Below are 16,904 nucleotides of genomic sequence, written 5' to 3' on the forward strand. Positions count from 1 at the left end.
CAGATTTATTTGAAGTTCCGGCTGTCCTTGATCTGGTCCCAGGCCCAGACGACCTCTTGCAGCTGTTCTTCTTGCGAGCGATCACCGCCATTCATGTCCGGGTGCAAAACCTTGATCAACTTCTTGTAGGCCTTGCGCACCTCTGCCTTGGACCAGCTGTCATTGGCTTCCAGAATCTCGATTGCACGGCGTTCGGTGGGGGGCAGGCGCCGGCCACCACCACCCGAAGTGCGGCCTTTGTTCTGCGTGCTGTTGGCGCCCAGCACCTGATGCGGGTCCTCAATGCCCAGACGGGCCCAGGCACGGGCCTCGGGGTCGCCCATCGGCTTGGTCTCACGTTCCCAGACTTTGTCCTTTGATCGCTGCGCGTTCAGTTCGGCCTCGGTGGTACCGTCGAAGAAGTTCCACTTTTGGTTATATTCGCGCACATGCTGCTGGCAGAACCAGAAGAAATCATCCAGCACATCCGGTGCCTTGGGTGCGCGGAACTTGCCCGGCTCGTTGCAGCCCTCATGATCACAGATCCGGACTGACGTCTCGGACGCGCCTGACATGCCCCGGCGCCCGCGCGGGTTCTTTTTCTTGGCGCTGGAAACGGACATATCAAATCCGAAGGGGTCTGACTTCGCCATGCTCTCAATCCTCACGAACGCATCTTTTCGACTCGGAGGCAGCAGTTTAATCTAAGCAGCCGAAAGTAGAAGAGGGGGGCGGTAAAATTTTTACCGCTGAGCGAAAAAATGAGCGTGACTGACGAGATCCGAACCTGCCTGCAAGCTGCCTTTGACCCGCGCGAGCTTGAGGTGATCGACGACAGCGAAAGCCATCGCGGCCACGCGGGCTATCAGGATGGTGGTGAAAGCCACTTCAACGTCCGCATCCGCGCCGCCGCTTTTGAAGGCCAATCCCGCGTCGCCCGTCACCGCGCAGTGCACAAGGCGTTGGGTGACATTGTGCCACGCATCCACGCGCTGGCGTTGGATATCGATACTTGAACGCGCAGAACGTCAGTCTGCGCTCATCTGAGCCGAGGGCGTTGATGCCGAAATCGCATATTCTTCTTCGGTCATGTCGTCCTCGATGCCTTCGAACAAAGGGGTCGACAAATAACGCTCGCCAGTGTCCGGCAGCATGACCAGAAAAACGGATCCTTCTGGCGCGGATTCGGCCATCTTCATTGCGACGGCAAAGGTCGACCCGCCCGAGATTCCGGTAAAAATACCTTCTTCCGAGGCAAGTCGGCGTGACCACGCGATCCCTTCGGGTCCGGGCACAGGGGTCAGTTCGTCGTAATATTCGTTGTCTATGGCTTCCTGCAGGACCCAGGGAATGAAGTCCGGCGTCCATCCCTGAATCGGGTGCGGTTCGAAATTCGGGTGGCTCTCGGTCGGCTGATGATCCTCGTTGCGGGTGTTGGTGTACCCCGATGACACAATTGCGGCGTTGGCTGGTTCGGTCAGGATGATCTTTGTCTCCGGCCGTTCTTTCCGCAGGACGCGAGATACACCGGAAACCGTACCGCCGGTTCCGTATCCGGTCACCCAGTAGTCCAGTCGCTGCCCTTCGAAATCTGCAAGAACTTCCCGCGCGGTCGTGTTCTCATGGATATCGGCATTGGCAGAGGTTTCGAACTGGCTGGCCAGAAACCACCCGTTTTCCTCGGCCAGTTCCTTGGCCTTGGTGTACATGCCAAACCCTTTCTGCGCCTTGGGGGTCAGAACGACCTTGGCCCCCAGAAAGCGCATCAGCTTGCGCCGCTCGACCGAGAAACTTTCTGCCATCGTTACAACCAGCGGATAGCCCTTGGCCGCGCAAACCATGGCAAGGCCGATGCCGGTATTGCCCGAGGTTGCCTCGACAACTGTCTGACCCGGTTTCAATCGCCCGTCGCGTTCCGCTGCTTCGATGATATTCAGCGCCAGCCTGTCCTTGACCGAACCGGCGGGATTGAACGCTTCGAACTTCACATAGACGGTAACATGTTCTGGCACGATCCGATTGACCCGGATGCAAGGCGTGTCGCCTACTGTATCGAGAATGCTGTCATACAGGCGTGCCCGCCCTTGCGTTTGCCGAATAGCCATTTTGATGTCCCTCCCGGTTATTCAGTTAACATGCCATAGATTTTCGGGGGGCGTATCCCTTTTTCAAATGGCGTTTACCGCTTGTGTTCAAGTCGCTGCCATTTTTTGGTACTTCCGTTCTTTTTCGGGCGAGAATACGCGTTGAAAAGCGTCTGTCCCGATCATTCGCGATCGAAGCGGGCTGGATCCATCAAGGGATAAATCTAGACGCTGGTTGCGAAAAAAAATCCTTATTGAAGGGGTGGTAAATTTAAAAGACTTAGAGGTTTCTCAATATAGCAGGCAGTCAAGGGTCCTGATAAAGACACCAATCCCTGCTACAAAGATTAGGTTTTTGAGATTTCACCGGCCTCGGGTGTTTCATCAGACCGTTTCAAAGACAAGGGCGGTTCATCCGCTTCCGCCGCAATCGGTTTCGGCGCTTGAACCTCGTCAGGGCCCGGTACTGGCTGGGCCAACGGGGTGCTGTCCATATCTAGTGCTGTGCCGATTTCAGGTGCGTCAACTTCTTCTTCCACCACGCGCCGGAACACCAGCACGTTGCGCCAGTTTGTGGTCGATCCGGTCAGGCCCGCGCGTTCCTCGCTGGGCAGCAATTCGGCGCGTTGGTATTCCCAGCCGTCCTGACCCATTTGGTTCAGGACCTGTTCAACCGAGACCGCAAAGCGACCCTCAGCCGTTTTGACGCCCTTGGCTTTGACACCTTTTTGTGGGGCGGGGATCACCTTGTATTCGTAGCGCTGCATCAACTGTTCCTAAACACCTGTTCGCGATAAACTAACACGCTGATCCCCGAGGGAAAGAGCCGTTGCCCAACCGGCGGATTTCAGCCCTGATGATTGCCACCAGTCTGTGCTGCCTTCGTCACAACCGACAGGCACAGTTCGGTCGCCAGCGCCATGTCCTGCACCGAAATCCATTCCATCGGCCCGTGAATACACTGCATCCCAGTGAACAGATTGGGGCAGGGGGTGCCGAACTCGGTCAGGCGCGACCCGTCGGTGCCGCCACGGATCGGGACGGACAGAGGTTCGATCCCCAACTCGCGACAGGCATCCCGGGCCAGATCGACTGGCGTCATGTCGTTTTCCAGCCAATAGCGCATATTGCGATACTGATGGCTGATCTCGCAGGTGATGGTCGCGCGTGGTTCGGTGGCCTGTACGGCGGCACACACCTGACGCACGATGTTGCGCTGGGCTTCCAGTGCGTCCAGCTCGAAATCACGCAGGATCAGTTTGATCTCCATCTCGGAAGAGCCGCCATTCATGTCGGTGACATGGATGAACCCTTCGCGCCCATCGGTGGTTTCCGGGGTCATGGTGGCCTGAGGCAGCGTTTGAACGATCTTTGCAGCCAGATGTGCAGCGTTCACCATTTTGTCTTTCGCTAAACCGGGATGGATCGAAACGCCTTCGATCTTGATCACCGCACGGTCGGCTGAGAAGCTTTCATATTCGATCTCACCCACTTCCTGACCGTCCAGAGTATAGGCGAAATCCGCGCCCAGATCCTTGGGCAGCTGTTCGGTTACACCGCGCCCGATCTCTTCATCCGGGGTAAAGGCGATGCGGATCGGTCCGTGCGGAATATCCGGGTTTTCGATCAGGTGCCGCGCCATGGTCATCAGGATCGACACGCCCGCCTTGTCATCCGCACCCAGCAGGGTCGTGCCTGAAGCGGTGATCAGGTCATGCCCAATTTTCTCGGCCAGATAGGGGTTTTCTTCCGGCGACAGAACCAGATCAGGATCGTCGGGGAATGAGATGTCACCGCCATTGTATCCCTTGATGACACGCGGCTTGACGCCTGTGGCGTTGAACTGTGGGGCCGTATCCACATGCGCCAAAAAGCCCACTGTCGGCCCCTGAGCGTTTCCGGGAATGGTTGCAACCACCACGCTATCGCCTGTGATCTCGATATCCTGCGCGCCGATCTGGGCCAGCTCGTCGCGCAACAGGTTCAGCATGTCGAACTGGATTTGCGTGCTTGGGGTTGTAGGGGAAGTCTCGTCACTCTGACTGTCAATGGCCGCGTATCGCACCAGCCGGTCTTCGAGTTCCTGATCAAATCTGTTCTGCATGATACCTAACCTCTCTGGAGGCGAAGAAAGAGCGCGAACAGGGGGAAGTCAAGCCGATGGCTTGCCCCCCCCCAGTCTTAAGATTTCGTGAGAATACGATGTGTACAAATCCACGCGTTGCCGCTGGCAGACCTGTACACATAAAACGGGTTACGACCCAAGCTTTTTGCTGACCAGTTCGTTCACGGCCTTCGGGTTCGCCTTGCCTCCCGTCGCCTTCATGACCTGACCGACAAACCAGCCCGCCAGCTTCGGGTTCACTTTGGCCTTTTCAACCTGCGCCGGGTTGGCGGCAATGATTTCATCCAGAGCAGCTTCGATGGCGCCGGTATCGGTCACCTGCTTCATGCCGCGGTCTTCGACGATCTGCGCCGGATCACCGCCTTCGGTATAGACGATCTCGAAAAGGTCCTTGGCGATCTTGCCCGAAATGGCATCCGACGAAATCAGATCGATGATCCCACCCAACTGCGCCGGAGAAACCGGCGAGTCGGTGATGTCGTGGTCTTCTTTTTTCAACCGGCCGAACAGTTCGTTGATGACCCAGTTCGCAGCCAGTTTCCCGTTACGGCCCTTGGCGACCTCTTCGAAATACGCAGCCGATTCCACTTCGGCGGTCAGAACCGATGCGTCATAGTCGGTCAGGCCGAATTCGCTGATAAAACGTGCCTTCTTCTCGTCGGGCAGTTCGGGCAGCTTCGCGGCGATGTCGTCGACCCACGCTTGTTCGATTTCCAGCGGCAGCAGATCAGGGTCGGGGAAGTAACGATAATCGTGCGCCTCTTCCTTGGACCGCATCGAGCGGGTCTCGCCCTTGTCCGGGTCATACAGGCGGGTTTCCTGTTCGAGCTCACCGCCCCCTTCGACGATGGCGATCTGGCGGCGGGCTTCGACCTCGATCGCTTGCTGGATAAAGCGCATCGAGTTCATGTTCTTGATCTCACACCGCGTGCCAAGATGCGAGAAATCCTGCGTTTCCTGATACTTCTCATAGGCACCCGGCAAACAGATCGATACGTTCACGTCGGCGCGCAGGTTGCCGTTCTGCATGTTGCCATCGCAGGTGCCCAAGTAACGCATGATCTGGCGCAGTTTGGCGATATAGGCGGCGGCCTCTTCCGGCCCGCGAATATCGGGGCGGCTGACAATCTCCATCAGGCAAACGCCGGTCCGGTTCAGGTCAACAAAGGACATATGCGGGTCCATGTCGTGGATTGATTTGCCCGCGTCCTGCTCCATGTGGATGCGTTCGATGCGAACCATGCGCGCGGTGCCGTCACCCATCTCAACCAGCACTTCGCCTTCGCCCACGATGGGGTGGTACAGCTGCGAAATCTGATAGCCCTGCGGTAGGTCGGGGTAGAAATAGTTCTTGCGGTCGAACGCCGATTTCAAGTTGATGTCCGCCTTCAGGCCCAGCCCGGTGCGCACAGCCTGTTCAACGCAATATTCGTTGATCACAGGCAGCATTCCCGGCATCGCCGCGTCGACGAAGGCCACGTTCGAGTTCGGTTCGGCCCCGAATTGGGTCGACGCACCAGAAAACAGCTTGGCATTGGACGAGACCTGAGCGTGCACCTCCATCCCGATCACCAGTTCCCAGTCGTGCTTGGCCCCGGCAATGGTCTTGGGTTTGGGCATTTCGTATGTCAGATCGAGCATGGCGCGCCTCATTTCCGCAGAAGTCTAAGCCTGCGTATTAGGCCCGGCAGGGCCTAGGGGCAAGGGGGAATCCTGACGCGTTCAGTTCTGGGAAAACTGTAGGCCCGTTGGTGTGAAGGTCACATCCATACCGCTACGCAATTCGTCCCGGAACAGATCCGAGATTGCCCGCAATGCATCCCGCTGACCCCGCGCGGCAAACCGCTCGGGCGAGTTGATGCGGACAGAGTTGTTGAACCCTGCGGTCGCGTGGGCCCAGATCATGGGATGCAACTCGGTCAAGTGGTCGCGGATCAACCAGTTGGCGGTCTCGCGCATCTGTGCGCGGAACTGGTCGGCTTGTTCGTTCAGTCCTCGTCCGTTCTGGATGGTGATTGCACAATAGGCCGAGAGCATATTGATCATTTGCTGGTCGGGCCGCAGTCGCACGATGTCGCGCAAACCGTCCAGGAAATACTCGGTATCGACACGCGCACAGGCTTCTTCATCCAATGCAATGGCGTCGAATTGGACCCAAGTGTAGCCGCCAGCACCCCATACGCCCTGGGTCCGAGCCGCAGTGCGCATCGCTTGCAATTCCAGCTCTTCGTAGCTTCCGAACCACCGGGGCAACAGATGGCTGCCCATGGCACGCATGTGCCGTTGGTTGCGCGGATCCAGTGTGATCAGACGCTCGTATTCGTCTGACACACGCGCATTGGATCTGCGCTGACCGGCCAAAAGCGCGCAGCTTGCCGCAGCAATCAGCGGGCTGTCCGGGGCATCAGCCCGGCATTTGGGCAAGATCGACGCGGCCCGGTCGAAATGCGCCGCACAGCGCGATCGGTGCAACGGCGGCAGTGCCGCGTCCGAGGCGGTTCCGCGCCACGCCCAGGCCAGATCGATATGGGCAAGGGCCACGACAGTAGCGATCATCGGATCATCGGGAAAGTCTGCCATTTCGCCTTCAAGCTCAGATATACCTCCCAACAGGTCATAGTCCGAAATGGCCTTTCCATCCGTCAGCGCATGTTCCGCAGCCAGCACCACATCCGATCTGGCCCCAAATGCCAGAAGGTCGGCAATCGGCATTCCGTCCGACATCGCAGCACGATCCTGATCCGCCGCGCGCATCTCCTTGGAAAGATCTTCCCAACGATCTTGTCTGGCAAGGTGACGGCCGTGCTCGATTGTGGAATGTCCGATCAGGTTTTCATCACCTGTTCGCGCAACAGGAATGTTGAGTTGCCCTTGATCCGGCAAAGCAGCAGCCAAAGCAGACTGCGTTGCGCACAAATCTGGTGCGGTTGGGGCAGATGAGGCTGATTTCTGGGCAAACAATGCCCTAAACGACCGAAACATGGCAAAACTCGAAAACTGTAAAAACACTGAACTGCTTATAAATCTGGCGAGATATTGGGCTCAGATCAAGTTAAATGCTTAACAGTTTTCGACTTTAGTGTCCAATCCGGCGATCAAGGGACCAGTGTTTCAGAAAACAGTGAAATGATGGCGCTCTACGCGAAAACCGGCCTGTGTCAGAACGGGTTCCAGTTCTCGGTGCGGCGGGAGCGACTCGTCCGGTAAACGGATTCGCTTGCCCGATTCCAAGACGATCGAGACACGCACGGAAAAGTCCCAGCGGGTGTCAAAACGAAAGAAATCAATGTCGTTCAGCATGATTTCACCCTGGCGCTTGCCAGTGAACCAGCGAATGGCGGTCTGGTCGATCTGAACGCCTGCGCGCGTGTTTTGAACCACGTCCCAAACTGCGGGCAGGGTGGCCAGTGCCAGCAGCCAGACGATCCACCACGCTGCGTCAAACAGCAGGACCAGAGTCATCAAACCTGCATAAACGCTGGCCAGGATGACCAAAGTGCGTGTGCTCCGGTTCTGCCGGGCAAAAGAGTAGTCAGTCATGCGCCAAGGATGCGCGACACCATTTCGCTGGTGTCACGCGACAGGTTTGGGGTTTCGGCAACGCGAGAAAGCTGCGCGCGCATTAACTCCTGTCGATCTGCATCATATCGTTTCCACGTTTGAAATGCAGAACACATCCGCGCAGTGGTTTGTGGGTTCACCGGGTCCAGCCGGATCAGCCAATCGGCTAGCAGGGCATAGCCTGCACCGTCAGGCTGATGGAAACCGGCGTGGTTCATGGCCAGTGCGCCCATTACTGCGCGGAAGCGATTGGGGTTCTTCCAGTTGAAGTCAGCGTGCTGCGTCAGAGATTGTGCCACACCGGGTGTTGCCTCAGGCCCGGCCATTGCCACTTGAAGGCCAAACCATTTGTCCATGACAAGACGGTCATGCTGCCACTGGCTGTAGAACGCGGCCAATTCGGCCTCACCTTTGCGTGCGCGCAGCAGGCAGGACAAGGCGGTCAGTTGCAGGGTCATGTTATCTGCATTGCCATACGCCTCAGCCGCCATTGCTCCGCCATCCAGTCGGGTGGTCAGCGCCAGCGCGGCGCTGCCAAGAGCGCGTTTGCCGGATTGCGCAGCGTCCGGCGCATAGGGGCCATCCACCAAGGCTTCGCTGTGTAGCCGGGGCAACAGATCCTGTACATGCTGGGCTGTTGCCTGCCGCAGCGTCTCAATTGCCGTCCAGATCATCATCGGATCGGGGGTATGGCCGCGTTCAAAAAGGCTTGCCGCCAGTTCCGATTGCGTCGGTAGCCCCAGCATCAAGGCCCGGTACGCTGGATCCAAATCCCCGTCGCGCAGTACAGCCAGCAACCCATCAATGTAATCGGCATCTGGTGCGGCATCATCCAGGATCATTCGCAGCAAAGTATCTTGCGCCAAAGACCGCCCAGCCTGCCAGCGGTTAAACGGATCTGTATCGTGAGCCAGCAGAAAAGCGCGCTCGGCGTTGCTGACATCATGCTCAAGAATAACCGGCGCTGAGAAATCACGCAGGATCGACGGTGTGGGTTTCGCGGCGAGCTCGGTGAATTGAAAGCTTTGCTCAGCTTCAGTCAGTTCCAACACTTCGGTTGGGCGGACCTCATCCCCATTGGCCCCCAACAGGCCCACGGAAACTGGGATCACCTGAGGCTGCTTTTCAATTTGCCCCGGCGTCGGCTCGGTGCGCTGTTTCAACGTCAGGGTATAAATGCCGTCCGCCCAGTTTTCTGAAACGGTGACGCGTGGCGTACCCGATTGGCTGTACCAGCGCTGGAATTGAGTCAGATCGCGGCCGGTGGTGTCTTCAAAGACCTTGATCCAGTCCTCGATGGTGCAGGCTTGGCCGTCATGGCAGTCAAAGTACAGGTCCAGCGCTTTGGCATAGGCGTCATCCCCGACCAAGCGTTTCAGCATTCCGATTACTTCGGCACCTTTCTCATAGACGGTCGCGGTGTAGAAGTTGTTGATCTCCTGAAAGCTCTCGGGGCGAACCGGGTGTGACAGGGGGCCGTTGTCTTCGGGGAACTGGCGCGCGCGCAGGTCTATGGCGTCGTGGATGCGTTTCACCGGTGCCGAGCGCATATCGGATGTGAACTGCGCATCGCGAAATACCGTCAGTCCTTCTTTCAGACACAGCTGAAACCAGTCGCGGCAGGTGATGCGGTTGCCGGTCCAGTTGTGAAAATATTCATGTGCGATAATTGCTTCGATGCGTTCGAAATTCGCATCGGTCGAGGTTTCGGGGCTGGCCAGAACAGCCGACGAGTTAAAGATGTTCAGCCCCTTGTTTTCCATTGCGCCCATGTTGAAATCGTCCACGGCGACAATGTTGAATACGTCTAGATCGTATTCGCGGCCATAGACGTCCTCGTCCCATTTCATCGATTTTTTCAAGGCTTCCATGCCAAAGGCGCATTTGCCTTCATCGCCGGGACGAACCCACAGGTTCAATTCCACGTCGCGGCCCGACTTGGTGGTGAATTGGCCGGGGTGGGCGATCAGGTCTCCTGCGACCAGTGCAAACAGATAGGCCGGCTTGGGCCATGGGTCGGTCCATTCGGCCCAGCCTTCACCCTTGCCCGACGGGTTGCCGTTGGACAACAATACCGGAAGGTCGCCGTTGATACGCACGGTAAAGGTGGACATGACGTCCGGGCGGTCGGGGTAATAGGTGATTTTGCGAAACCCCTCTGCCTCGCATTGCGTGCAGTACATGCCGTTCGACATGTAAAGCCCTTCCAGCGCGGTGTTATTGCCGGGATCGATCTCGACTTCGGCCTCCCAGATGAAGGGTTCATCCGGTATGTCGACTGTCAGGACCTTGTCTGTCACATCCGGCGTGACTTCAGCGCCGTTGATCGAGGCGCTGATCAGCGCGAGGTCTTCCCCGTGCAGAAAGAAGGTCCGCTCCGTGGCATCGGGGTTTGGGCGGAAAGCGATGCGGGATGTGACTCGGGTGGCGTGGTCTGCAAGGTCAAAAGTCAGGTGCACGCTGTCCACCAGATAGCCAAACGGCGTGTAGTCTTTCAGGTAAATTGTTGTGGGTGCAGCGTCGCGCATCTGGGGCCTCGTATCCGTACGGGTTTGGCGCGACGTTAGGGGCTTCGGTCAGGGGCTGCAACTGGCCCGCTTCATTCGCTTGGTGATTTTCAAGCAGCCTCCGGGAAAACCAAACATTGCAAACCGCGCGTCAAAAGTTGCCCATCGGAAACTTTCCGCCTAAATGCATCAAAGCATACAGTGGCACACAATTGTGGGAGAGCGGTAACATGACTGGCAGACAGACTCTGAGCGGGCTGCAGATCGATCCGATATTGGCAGAGTTTATAGAGACGCAGGCGCTTCCAGGTACGGATGTGTCTCCTCAGCAGTTCTGGGCAGGTCTGGCACGGATGGTGAATGAGCTTGGGCCGAAGAACCGCGACCTTCTGGCGAAACGGTCCGAGATTCAAAGCCGTGTCGATGGCTGGCATATGGCCCGCAGGGGGCAGGAAATCGACCCGGCCGAATATCAGGCTTTCCTGAAAGAGATCGGTTATCTGGTTCCAGAAAAGGATCGCTTCCAGATCGAAACGGAAAATGTCGACCCCGAGATCGCCCTGACCCCAGGACCGCAGCTTGTGGTGCCGATCACAAATGCCCGTTTTGCCTTGAATGCTGCCAATGCCCGTTGGGGCAGTCTGTACGACGCGCTTTATGGAACCGACGCTATGGGTGATTTGCCGACAGGAGGTAGCTATGACGCCGCGCGTGGCGCGCGTGTGATCGCGTGGGCCAAAGCCTTTCTGGACGATGTTGTGCCGTTGGCATCTGGGTCTTGGGCGGATGTGTCCAGCCTGACTGTAAAGGACAAAGGGATTGTGCCGGCCCTGGCCAACCCCGCGCAATTTGCCGGATTCGGTGGTGCGGCGGACACGCCGGAATTCGTACTGCTGAAAAACAATGGTCTGCACATTCAGATCATGATTGACCCTTCAAGCACCATTGGTGCAACCGACCCCGCCGGAATCGCAGACGTCCGGCTTGAATCAGCGTTGTCGACGATCATGGACTGCGAGGACTCGGTCGCCTGTGTCGATGCCGCCGACAAGGTGGTAGCCTATGGCAATTGGCTGGGTCTGATGAAAGGCGACCTGACCGAAGAGGTGACAAAAGGCGGCACCACGTTCACCCGCAAGCTGGCTGACGACCTGAGCTTCACTACATCGTCAGGCGGTCAGGCCACGCTGAAAGGCCGGTCGCTGATGCTGGTGCGTAATGTAGGCCACCTGATGACCAACCCGGCTGTGCTGGACGCAGAGGGGCGCGAGATCGGTGAAGGGCTGATGGATGCACTGTGCACCACTTTGATCGCCATGCACGATCTGAAGCGCGAAGGCGGTAACTCGGTCGAAGGTTCGGTCTACGTCGTAAAGCCCAAGATGCACGGGCCCAAGGAAGTTGCGTTCTCGGTCGAGATTTTCGACATGGTCGAAGACATTCTTGGCTTGCCCCGCAACACCGTGAAGCTGGGCATCATGGATGAGGAACGGCGCACCTCGGCCAACCTCAAAGAATGTATTCGGGCGGCGAAGTCGCGCGTGGCGTTCATCAACACCGGTTTTTTGGACCGGACCGGGGATGAAATCCACACGTCAATGGAAGCCGGCCCAATGCTGCCCAAAGGCGATATTAAAAATACGCCCTGGATTGCCTCATACGAAGATCGCAACGTCGATATCGGCTTGGCCTGCGGCTTGAAAGGCAAAGCGCAGATTGGCAAGGGCATGTGGGCGATGCCGGATCGCATGGGCGACATGCTAGACGCCAAGATCGGGCACCCGATGTCTGGCGCGACCTGCGCCTGGGTGCCTTCGCCAACCGCCGCGACGCTGCACGCGACGCATTATCACAAGGTTGATGTGCTTGCGTGCCAGGATGAACTGGCTGCCGGAGGTGCGCGCGGTACGCTGGATGACCTGCTGACCATTCCACTGCTGGATGGTCGGAATTTAGGCGACGATGAAATCACTCGTGAGGTCGAAAACAACGCTCAGGGCATTCTCGGCTATGTGGTGCGCTGGGTCGATCAGGGCGTGGGCTGCTCCAAGGTGCCGGACATCAACGACATCGGTCTCATGGAAGACCGCGCAACCTGCCGGATTTCGTCTCAGGCGCTGGCCAATTGGCTGCACCATGGCATCGTGGACGAAGCACAGGTAATGGCCGCGCTGCAGAAGATGGCGGCCGTCGTGGATCGTCAGAACGACAGCGACCCCAGCTATACGCCTATGGCGCCAAGCTTTGACGGCATCGCCTTTCAGGCAGCCTGCGATCTGGTGTTCAAGGGGCGGGTGCAGCCTTCGGGCTATACCGAGCCGGTTCTGCACGCCCGTCGTCTGGAGTTGAAGGCAAGCCGGGCGTAAACGGTTTGGGTCGGGGCAAGGGGTAGTATCTACCCCTTGTTTTCCAAAGAAGGTTTTATCCAAATGAAAGGGATCAGAGATGGCTATTTCTTTGCGCAAAGCGCGCACCATCATTCGTAAGGCTCTTGAGAAGGGGCGCGAGATGGAGTTGAAACCTCTGTCTGTCGTGGTTCTCGATGCGGGCGGTCATGTCATCGCCTTCGAACGCGAAGACGGTGCCGCCCCGGGTCGTTTCGCGATTGCGCATGGCAAGGCCTATGGCTCGGTCATGTTGGGCATGGCCGGGACTGCGCAGATGCAGCGCGCCGAGGCGCAGGCCTATTTCATGGCTGCAGTGAATGGCGTCTATGGCGGGCAGGTCGTCCCGGTTCCAGGTGGTGTTCTGTTGCGCGACCGGAAAGGCGCTGTGATCGGGGCTGTCGGAGTCACAGGTGACACCTCGGACAATGATGCAGTGGCTGCAATGGCGGGAATTGAGGCAGCTGGCTTGATCGGCGAAATTTAACGCTTCGAGAGCTTCATCCGCGGAATCACCAATTTACAGAAAAATTTCCCAAAATTTAGCCATTATTGGGAATTTAGTTTTGCCTATTGGGTGAGTTTCAGGATCTCGTTGTGCATTGTCGAACACGTCCCTGCGCTGTCATGCAGGGCGTGTATTCTTGCACGTCTGAGAGGCTGCCGCTAGCTTCCATGTTAAGCAATGGAACAACAAGGAAAGCGGAATGTCTCGTCCTGTCGTCGGTATCATCGGCAACTCGTATCTCATGAATGACCAATACCCGACACATGCGGGTGGGACGATGAATTCGGACGCGGTTGCCAATGTGTCGGGATGTCTGCCGCTGCTGATCCCTGCGGACCCGCGCTATGTGACGGTCGATGAGTTGCTGGAGGTCTGCGACGGCTTTCTGCTGACCGGCGGTCGCCCTAATGTGCATCCGGAAGAATACGGTGAACCTGAAACCGAAGCGCATGGAGAGTTCGACCGGGCACGCGACGCCATCACTCTGCCGCTGGTTCGCGCCTGTGTGGAACGTGGACAACCGTTTCTGGGCATCTGCCGCGGGTTTCAAGAGGTCAATGTGGCGATGGGTGGAACGCTGTATCCCGAGATCCGGGACTTGCCGGGGCGCATGAACCACCGGATGCCGCCCGACGGTACGCTAGAAGAGAAATTTGCGCTGCGGCATGTTGTAACACTGGATGAAGGCGGCGTGTTCCATGACCTGTTTGGTGCGACCGAGGTCATGACCAACACGCTACACGGGCAGGGCATCAAGACCATTGGCGAGCGCGTCGTCATTGACGGTCACGCGCCCGACGGCACGCCCGAGGCGATCTATATCAAGGACGCGCCTGGCTTTACGCTGTCCGTTCAGTGGCACCCCGAATGGGATGCCATAAACGACCCGGTGTCGCGCCCTCTGTTCGAGGCTTTTGGTGCAGCAGTGCAAGCCTGGTCCAAGGGTGCGCAGGTGTTCCAGAAAACCGCGTAGTTTTACGCCGGCGCGCCGAGGGGGCGGCGAGCCGACGTTTTCTGATCAAACCAGCAGGTTGAACTGATTGATCAGCGGCAGGCTGCGGGCGCGTTCTCCGGTCAGATCAAACAGGGCATTTCCGAGCGCGGGCATCGAGGGGGGCGTGCCGGGCTCTCCTGCGCCACCCATGTGGCGGTTGGTTTCGAGAACGCGCACCTCGACCTGCGGGGCCGTGTGCATGCGAATGGCGTCATAGTCAGGGAAATTGAACTGTTCCGCTTCGCCATCTGCAAAGGTGATTTCGCCATAGCACGCGGCGGACAGGCCATAGATCATGCCGCCGAACATCTGCGCCTTGACGTTGTCAGGATCCAGCGCAAGCCCCATGTCGCAGGCGATCCACGCCTTGTTGATGCGGATGGTGCCGTCTTCGTCGACGACCTCGATCACTTGTGCCACGGGTGTGCCAAAGCTGTAGGCAAAGGCGACACCCCGGCCTACGCCATCAGGCGTTTTGCCGGTCCAGCCCGACATCTCTTTCACGGCTTCAAGACACCCGGCAGAGGGGGCGTGTTCGGACTTCATCAACTCAAGTCGAAACTCCAGCGGGTCGCGCCCTGCGGCATGGGCCATTTCATCCATGAATGTCTCATGGAAAAAGCCATTGTGGCTGTTACCGACCGAGCGCCAGAAGCCCACCGGGACGGCCAGATCCGCGATATGACCACTCATGCGATAGTTTGGCACTGCGTAGGGTTGGTTAAAGAATCCTTCGACCAGCACCTTGTCGGGGCCGCCACCGGGGAAGCCGGTGTAGCGTTCAACCGCCTGCTGGGTTGGGGATTGCGAAGCAACCTTGCCGTCGATTATAACGGCTTTGCCGTCGTGCACTGCACCACGCATCCGAGCGATTGCGCCGGGGCGGTAATAATCATGGCGCATGTCTTCTTCGCGGCTCCAGGTCGTCTGAACCGGCGTGCCGGGCATGGCCATGGCAACCTTGGTGGCGATCTCGCCAAAATCCAACTCGCCCCGGCGGCCAAATCCGCCCCCCAGATAGGTGGTGTGAATCTGCACCGCGTCCGTGTCCAGATTGGCGGTGTTCGCGACACGGAACTGAATCAGGGTCGGGGCCTGATTGCCGCACCACAGCTCCACTGCATTTCCGGTATACAGTGCGGTGGCATTCATCGGCTCCATCGTGGCGTGGGCCAGATAGGGCACTTGGTATTCGGCGGTGATTTCCGTCGCGCCCTCGGGCGTCACGCTGACATCGCCGTCGTCGCGCATGGTCGAATTCGGCGCGTCGTCAAACGCCTCGGCTATCTTGGCAAAGATACCGTCGGTTTCCGGTGGATAGGGCGCGTCGCCCCAGTCAACGTCGATGGCCTCAACCGCTTGGTTTGCCAACCAGGTGTTGTTGGCGATCACGGCCACACCTGTACCCAGATCGACAATCTTCTCGACCCCTGGCATGGATTGGGCGGCACCGTCATCAAAGCCATTCATCGCGCCGCCCAATTTGGGGTTAATGCGTACGGCCGCGAATTTCATGCCCGGCAGGCGGACATCAACGCCGAACTCGGCCGTGCCGGTCACCTTGCCAACCATGTCCAGACGCGGTTGGGTCCGGCCCAGATAGCGCCACTCGGACGGATCGCGCAAAGGCACTTCGACCGGTTCCAATCCAGCTGCATCCTCGGCAAGCTCGGAATAGGCAATCTTGTCGCCGTTGGGCGCAATAACGTGGCCCGAGGCTGTTTGCAGCTCTAAAGGATCAACGCCTAACCGATCTGCGGCTGCGCGTTTCAGCGTTTCGCGCGCCGAAGCACCAGCTTGCCGCATCCGCTCGAACCCGTCTTTCATCGAGGTCGAACCACCAGTGACCTGCAGGCTCAGCGTCTTGCCCAAAACGCCCAGTGCTTCACCCAAATTGTGCTGGAAATTCGAGATGTCATAACCCTTGTTGGGCAGTCCTTCGCCCACCAGGGCGGAGTTGTAATAGGCCGCTGCCGCCGGGCCATGCAGAACGGTGATCTGATCCAGGTCGACGTCCAGTTCCTCGGCAATCAGCGCGGCCCAAGTGGTTTTCACGCCCTGACCCATTTCAGCGCGGGGGGCGAACAGGGTGACGCCATTTTGATCGATCAATACGAACGGGTTCAGCGCGGCCTGACCTTCACCGGGTTTTAGCGGATTGGCGGCTGGGCGGGTGACGTAATATGCGCCAAAGGCCACACCGCCAACAATTGCAGCAGAGCCGATCAGGAACGTGCGACGGAGGATTTTGCCAACTTTACCCATAGCTTATGCCTCCTTCAGCTTGGACGCTGCGTCGTGGATTGCGGCCCGGATGCGGGGGTAAGTGCCACAGCGGCAAAGGTTGCCCTGCATTGCTTCATCGATGTCTGCATCGGTAGGTGCCGGGTTTTCTGCCAGCAAGGCAGTGGCCTGCATGATCTGTCCAGACTGGCAATATCCGCATTGCGCAACCTGATGATCGACCCAAGCTTGCTGGATGGCGGCTAGGGTGTCTGGTGCTCCGATGCCTTCAATTGTGGTCACGTCACCCCAAACATCCGACAACGCGACCTGACAGGACCGCACGGCCTCGCCGTCGATATGAACGGTGCATGCTCCGCAGGCGGCAACGCCGCAGCCGAATTTAGTGCCGGTCAATCCGACCTCATCCCGCAGAACCCAGAGCAGGGGGACGTCATCAGGCAGGTCTACCTGATGTTGCTTTCCATTGATCTTAAGGGCCGTCGCCATGGCGCACCTCTTCTTGCTGTGGCTAGTTT

At 58.2% G+C, this 16,904-nt stretch carries 14 protein-coding genes; 4 read left to right on the forward strand and 10 right to left on the reverse strand.

What is annotated here, in order from left to right; translation table 11 throughout:
* Nucleotides 1-5: 5 nt before the first annotated feature.
* Entirely contained in the window at nt 6-632 is a 627-nt protein-coding gene (locus GS632_RS09490; protein WP_171175272.1) for a J domain-containing protein, read from the reverse strand.
* Nucleotides 633-740: 108 nt separating this feature from the next.
* Here GS632_RS09490 and GS632_RS09495 point away from each other — a divergent pair, with 108 nt between their 5' ends.
* The gene (locus GS632_RS09495) at nt 741-995 is read left to right on the forward strand and encodes a BolA family transcriptional regulator (RefSeq protein WP_171237257.1); all 255 of its coding nucleotides are present in this window, start codon (nt 741-743) and stop codon (nt 993-995) included.
* Between the two features lie 12 nt (nt 996-1,007).
* On the opposite strand, the gene GS632_RS09500 is transcribed toward GS632_RS09495, so the two are convergent.
* The 7 genes from GS632_RS09500 to pepN form a co-directional block, all read right to left on the reverse strand.
* On the reverse strand, nt 1,008-2,084 hold the full coding sequence (locus tag GS632_RS09500) for a PLP-dependent cysteine synthase family protein (protein WP_171175263.1): 1,077 nt from the start codon (nt 2,082-2,084) through the stop codon (nt 1,008-1,010).
* Nucleotides 2,085-2,410: 326 nt separating this feature from the next.
* Entirely contained in the window at nt 2,411-2,830 is a 420-nt protein-coding gene (locus tag GS632_RS09505; protein ID WP_171235540.1) for a DUF4177 domain-containing protein, read from the reverse strand.
* A gap of 80 nt (nt 2,831-2,910) precedes the next feature.
* The gene (gene pepT / locus GS632_RS09510) at nt 2,911-4,167 is read right to left on the reverse strand and encodes a peptidase T (RefSeq protein WP_171620635.1); all 1,257 of its coding nucleotides are present in this window, start codon (nt 4,165-4,167) and stop codon (nt 2,911-2,913) included.
* Between the two features lie 150 nt (nt 4,168-4,317).
* Nucleotides 4,318-5,829 carry an Asp-tRNA(Asn)/Glu-tRNA(Gln) amidotransferase subunit GatB gene (gene gatB, locus GS632_RS09515; RefSeq protein ID WP_171721739.1) on the reverse strand — a complete coding sequence of 504 codons (1,512 nt, stop codon included), beginning with the start codon at nt 5,827-5,829 and terminating at the stop codon, nt 4,318-4,320.
* Between the two features lie 81 nt (nt 5,830-5,910).
* Nucleotides 5,911-7,170 (reverse strand): hypothetical protein, encoded by a 1,260-nt coding sequence (locus GS632_RS09520; RefSeq protein WP_171721738.1) that lies wholly within the window; start codon nt 7,168-7,170, stop codon nt 5,911-5,913.
* 129 nt (nt 7,171-7,299) lie between these two features.
* Entirely contained in the window at nt 7,300-7,728 is a 429-nt protein-coding gene (locus GS632_RS09525; RefSeq protein WP_171175252.1) for a hypothetical protein, read from the reverse strand.
* Nucleotides 7,725-10,277, reverse strand: coding sequence for an aminopeptidase N (gene pepN, locus GS632_RS09530; protein WP_171721737.1), 2,553 nt, complete (start codon nt 10,275-10,277; stop codon nt 7,725-7,727). Before pepN ends, GS632_RS09525 begins: the two co-directional genes overlap by 4 nt.
* Before the next feature lie 209 nt (nt 10,278-10,486).
* On the opposite strand from pepN, the gene GS632_RS09535 reads away from it, so the two are divergent.
* The 3 genes from GS632_RS09535 to GS632_RS09545 all read left to right on the forward strand — a co-directional run bounded on the left by GS632_RS09535 (nt 10,487) and on the right by GS632_RS09545 (nt 14,121).
* Nucleotides 10,487-12,622, forward strand: a complete 2,136-nt coding sequence (locus GS632_RS09535) for a malate synthase G (protein ID WP_171237261.1) — start codon at nt 10,487-10,489, stop codon at nt 12,620-12,622.
* A 79-nt stretch (nt 12,623-12,701) separates the two neighbouring features.
* The gene (locus GS632_RS09540) at nt 12,702-13,127 is read left to right on the forward strand and encodes a heme-binding protein (protein WP_171237262.1); all 426 of its coding nucleotides are present in this window, start codon (nt 12,702-12,704) and stop codon (nt 13,125-13,127) included.
* Between the two features lie 220 nt (nt 13,128-13,347).
* A complete protein-coding gene (locus tag GS632_RS09545) occupies nt 13,348-14,121 on the forward strand; it encodes a gamma-glutamyl-gamma-aminobutyrate hydrolase family protein (RefSeq protein ID WP_171721736.1) in 774 nt (257 codons plus the stop codon).
* A gap of 45 nt (nt 14,122-14,166) precedes the next feature.
* On the opposite strand, the gene GS632_RS09550 is transcribed toward GS632_RS09545, so the two are convergent.
* Both GS632_RS09550 and GS632_RS09555 read right to left on the reverse strand, forming a co-directional pair.
* Nucleotides 14,167-16,407 carry a xanthine dehydrogenase family protein molybdopterin-binding subunit gene (locus GS632_RS09550; protein ID WP_171721735.1) on the reverse strand — a complete coding sequence of 747 codons (2,241 nt, stop codon included), beginning with the start codon at nt 16,405-16,407 and terminating at the stop codon, nt 14,167-14,169.
* A 3-nt stretch (nt 16,408-16,410) separates the two neighbouring features.
* Complete coding sequence (locus GS632_RS09555) at nt 16,411-16,875, reverse strand: (2Fe-2S)-binding protein (protein ID WP_171175239.1); 465 nt, start codon at nt 16,873-16,875, stop codon at nt 16,411-16,413.
* Nucleotides 16,876-16,904: the final 29 nt, after the last annotated feature.

It is taken from the genome of Ruegeria sp. HKCCD7296 (assembly GCF_013110775.1).
Lineage (GTDB): Bacteria > Pseudomonadota > Alphaproteobacteria > Rhodobacterales > Rhodobacteraceae > Ruegeria.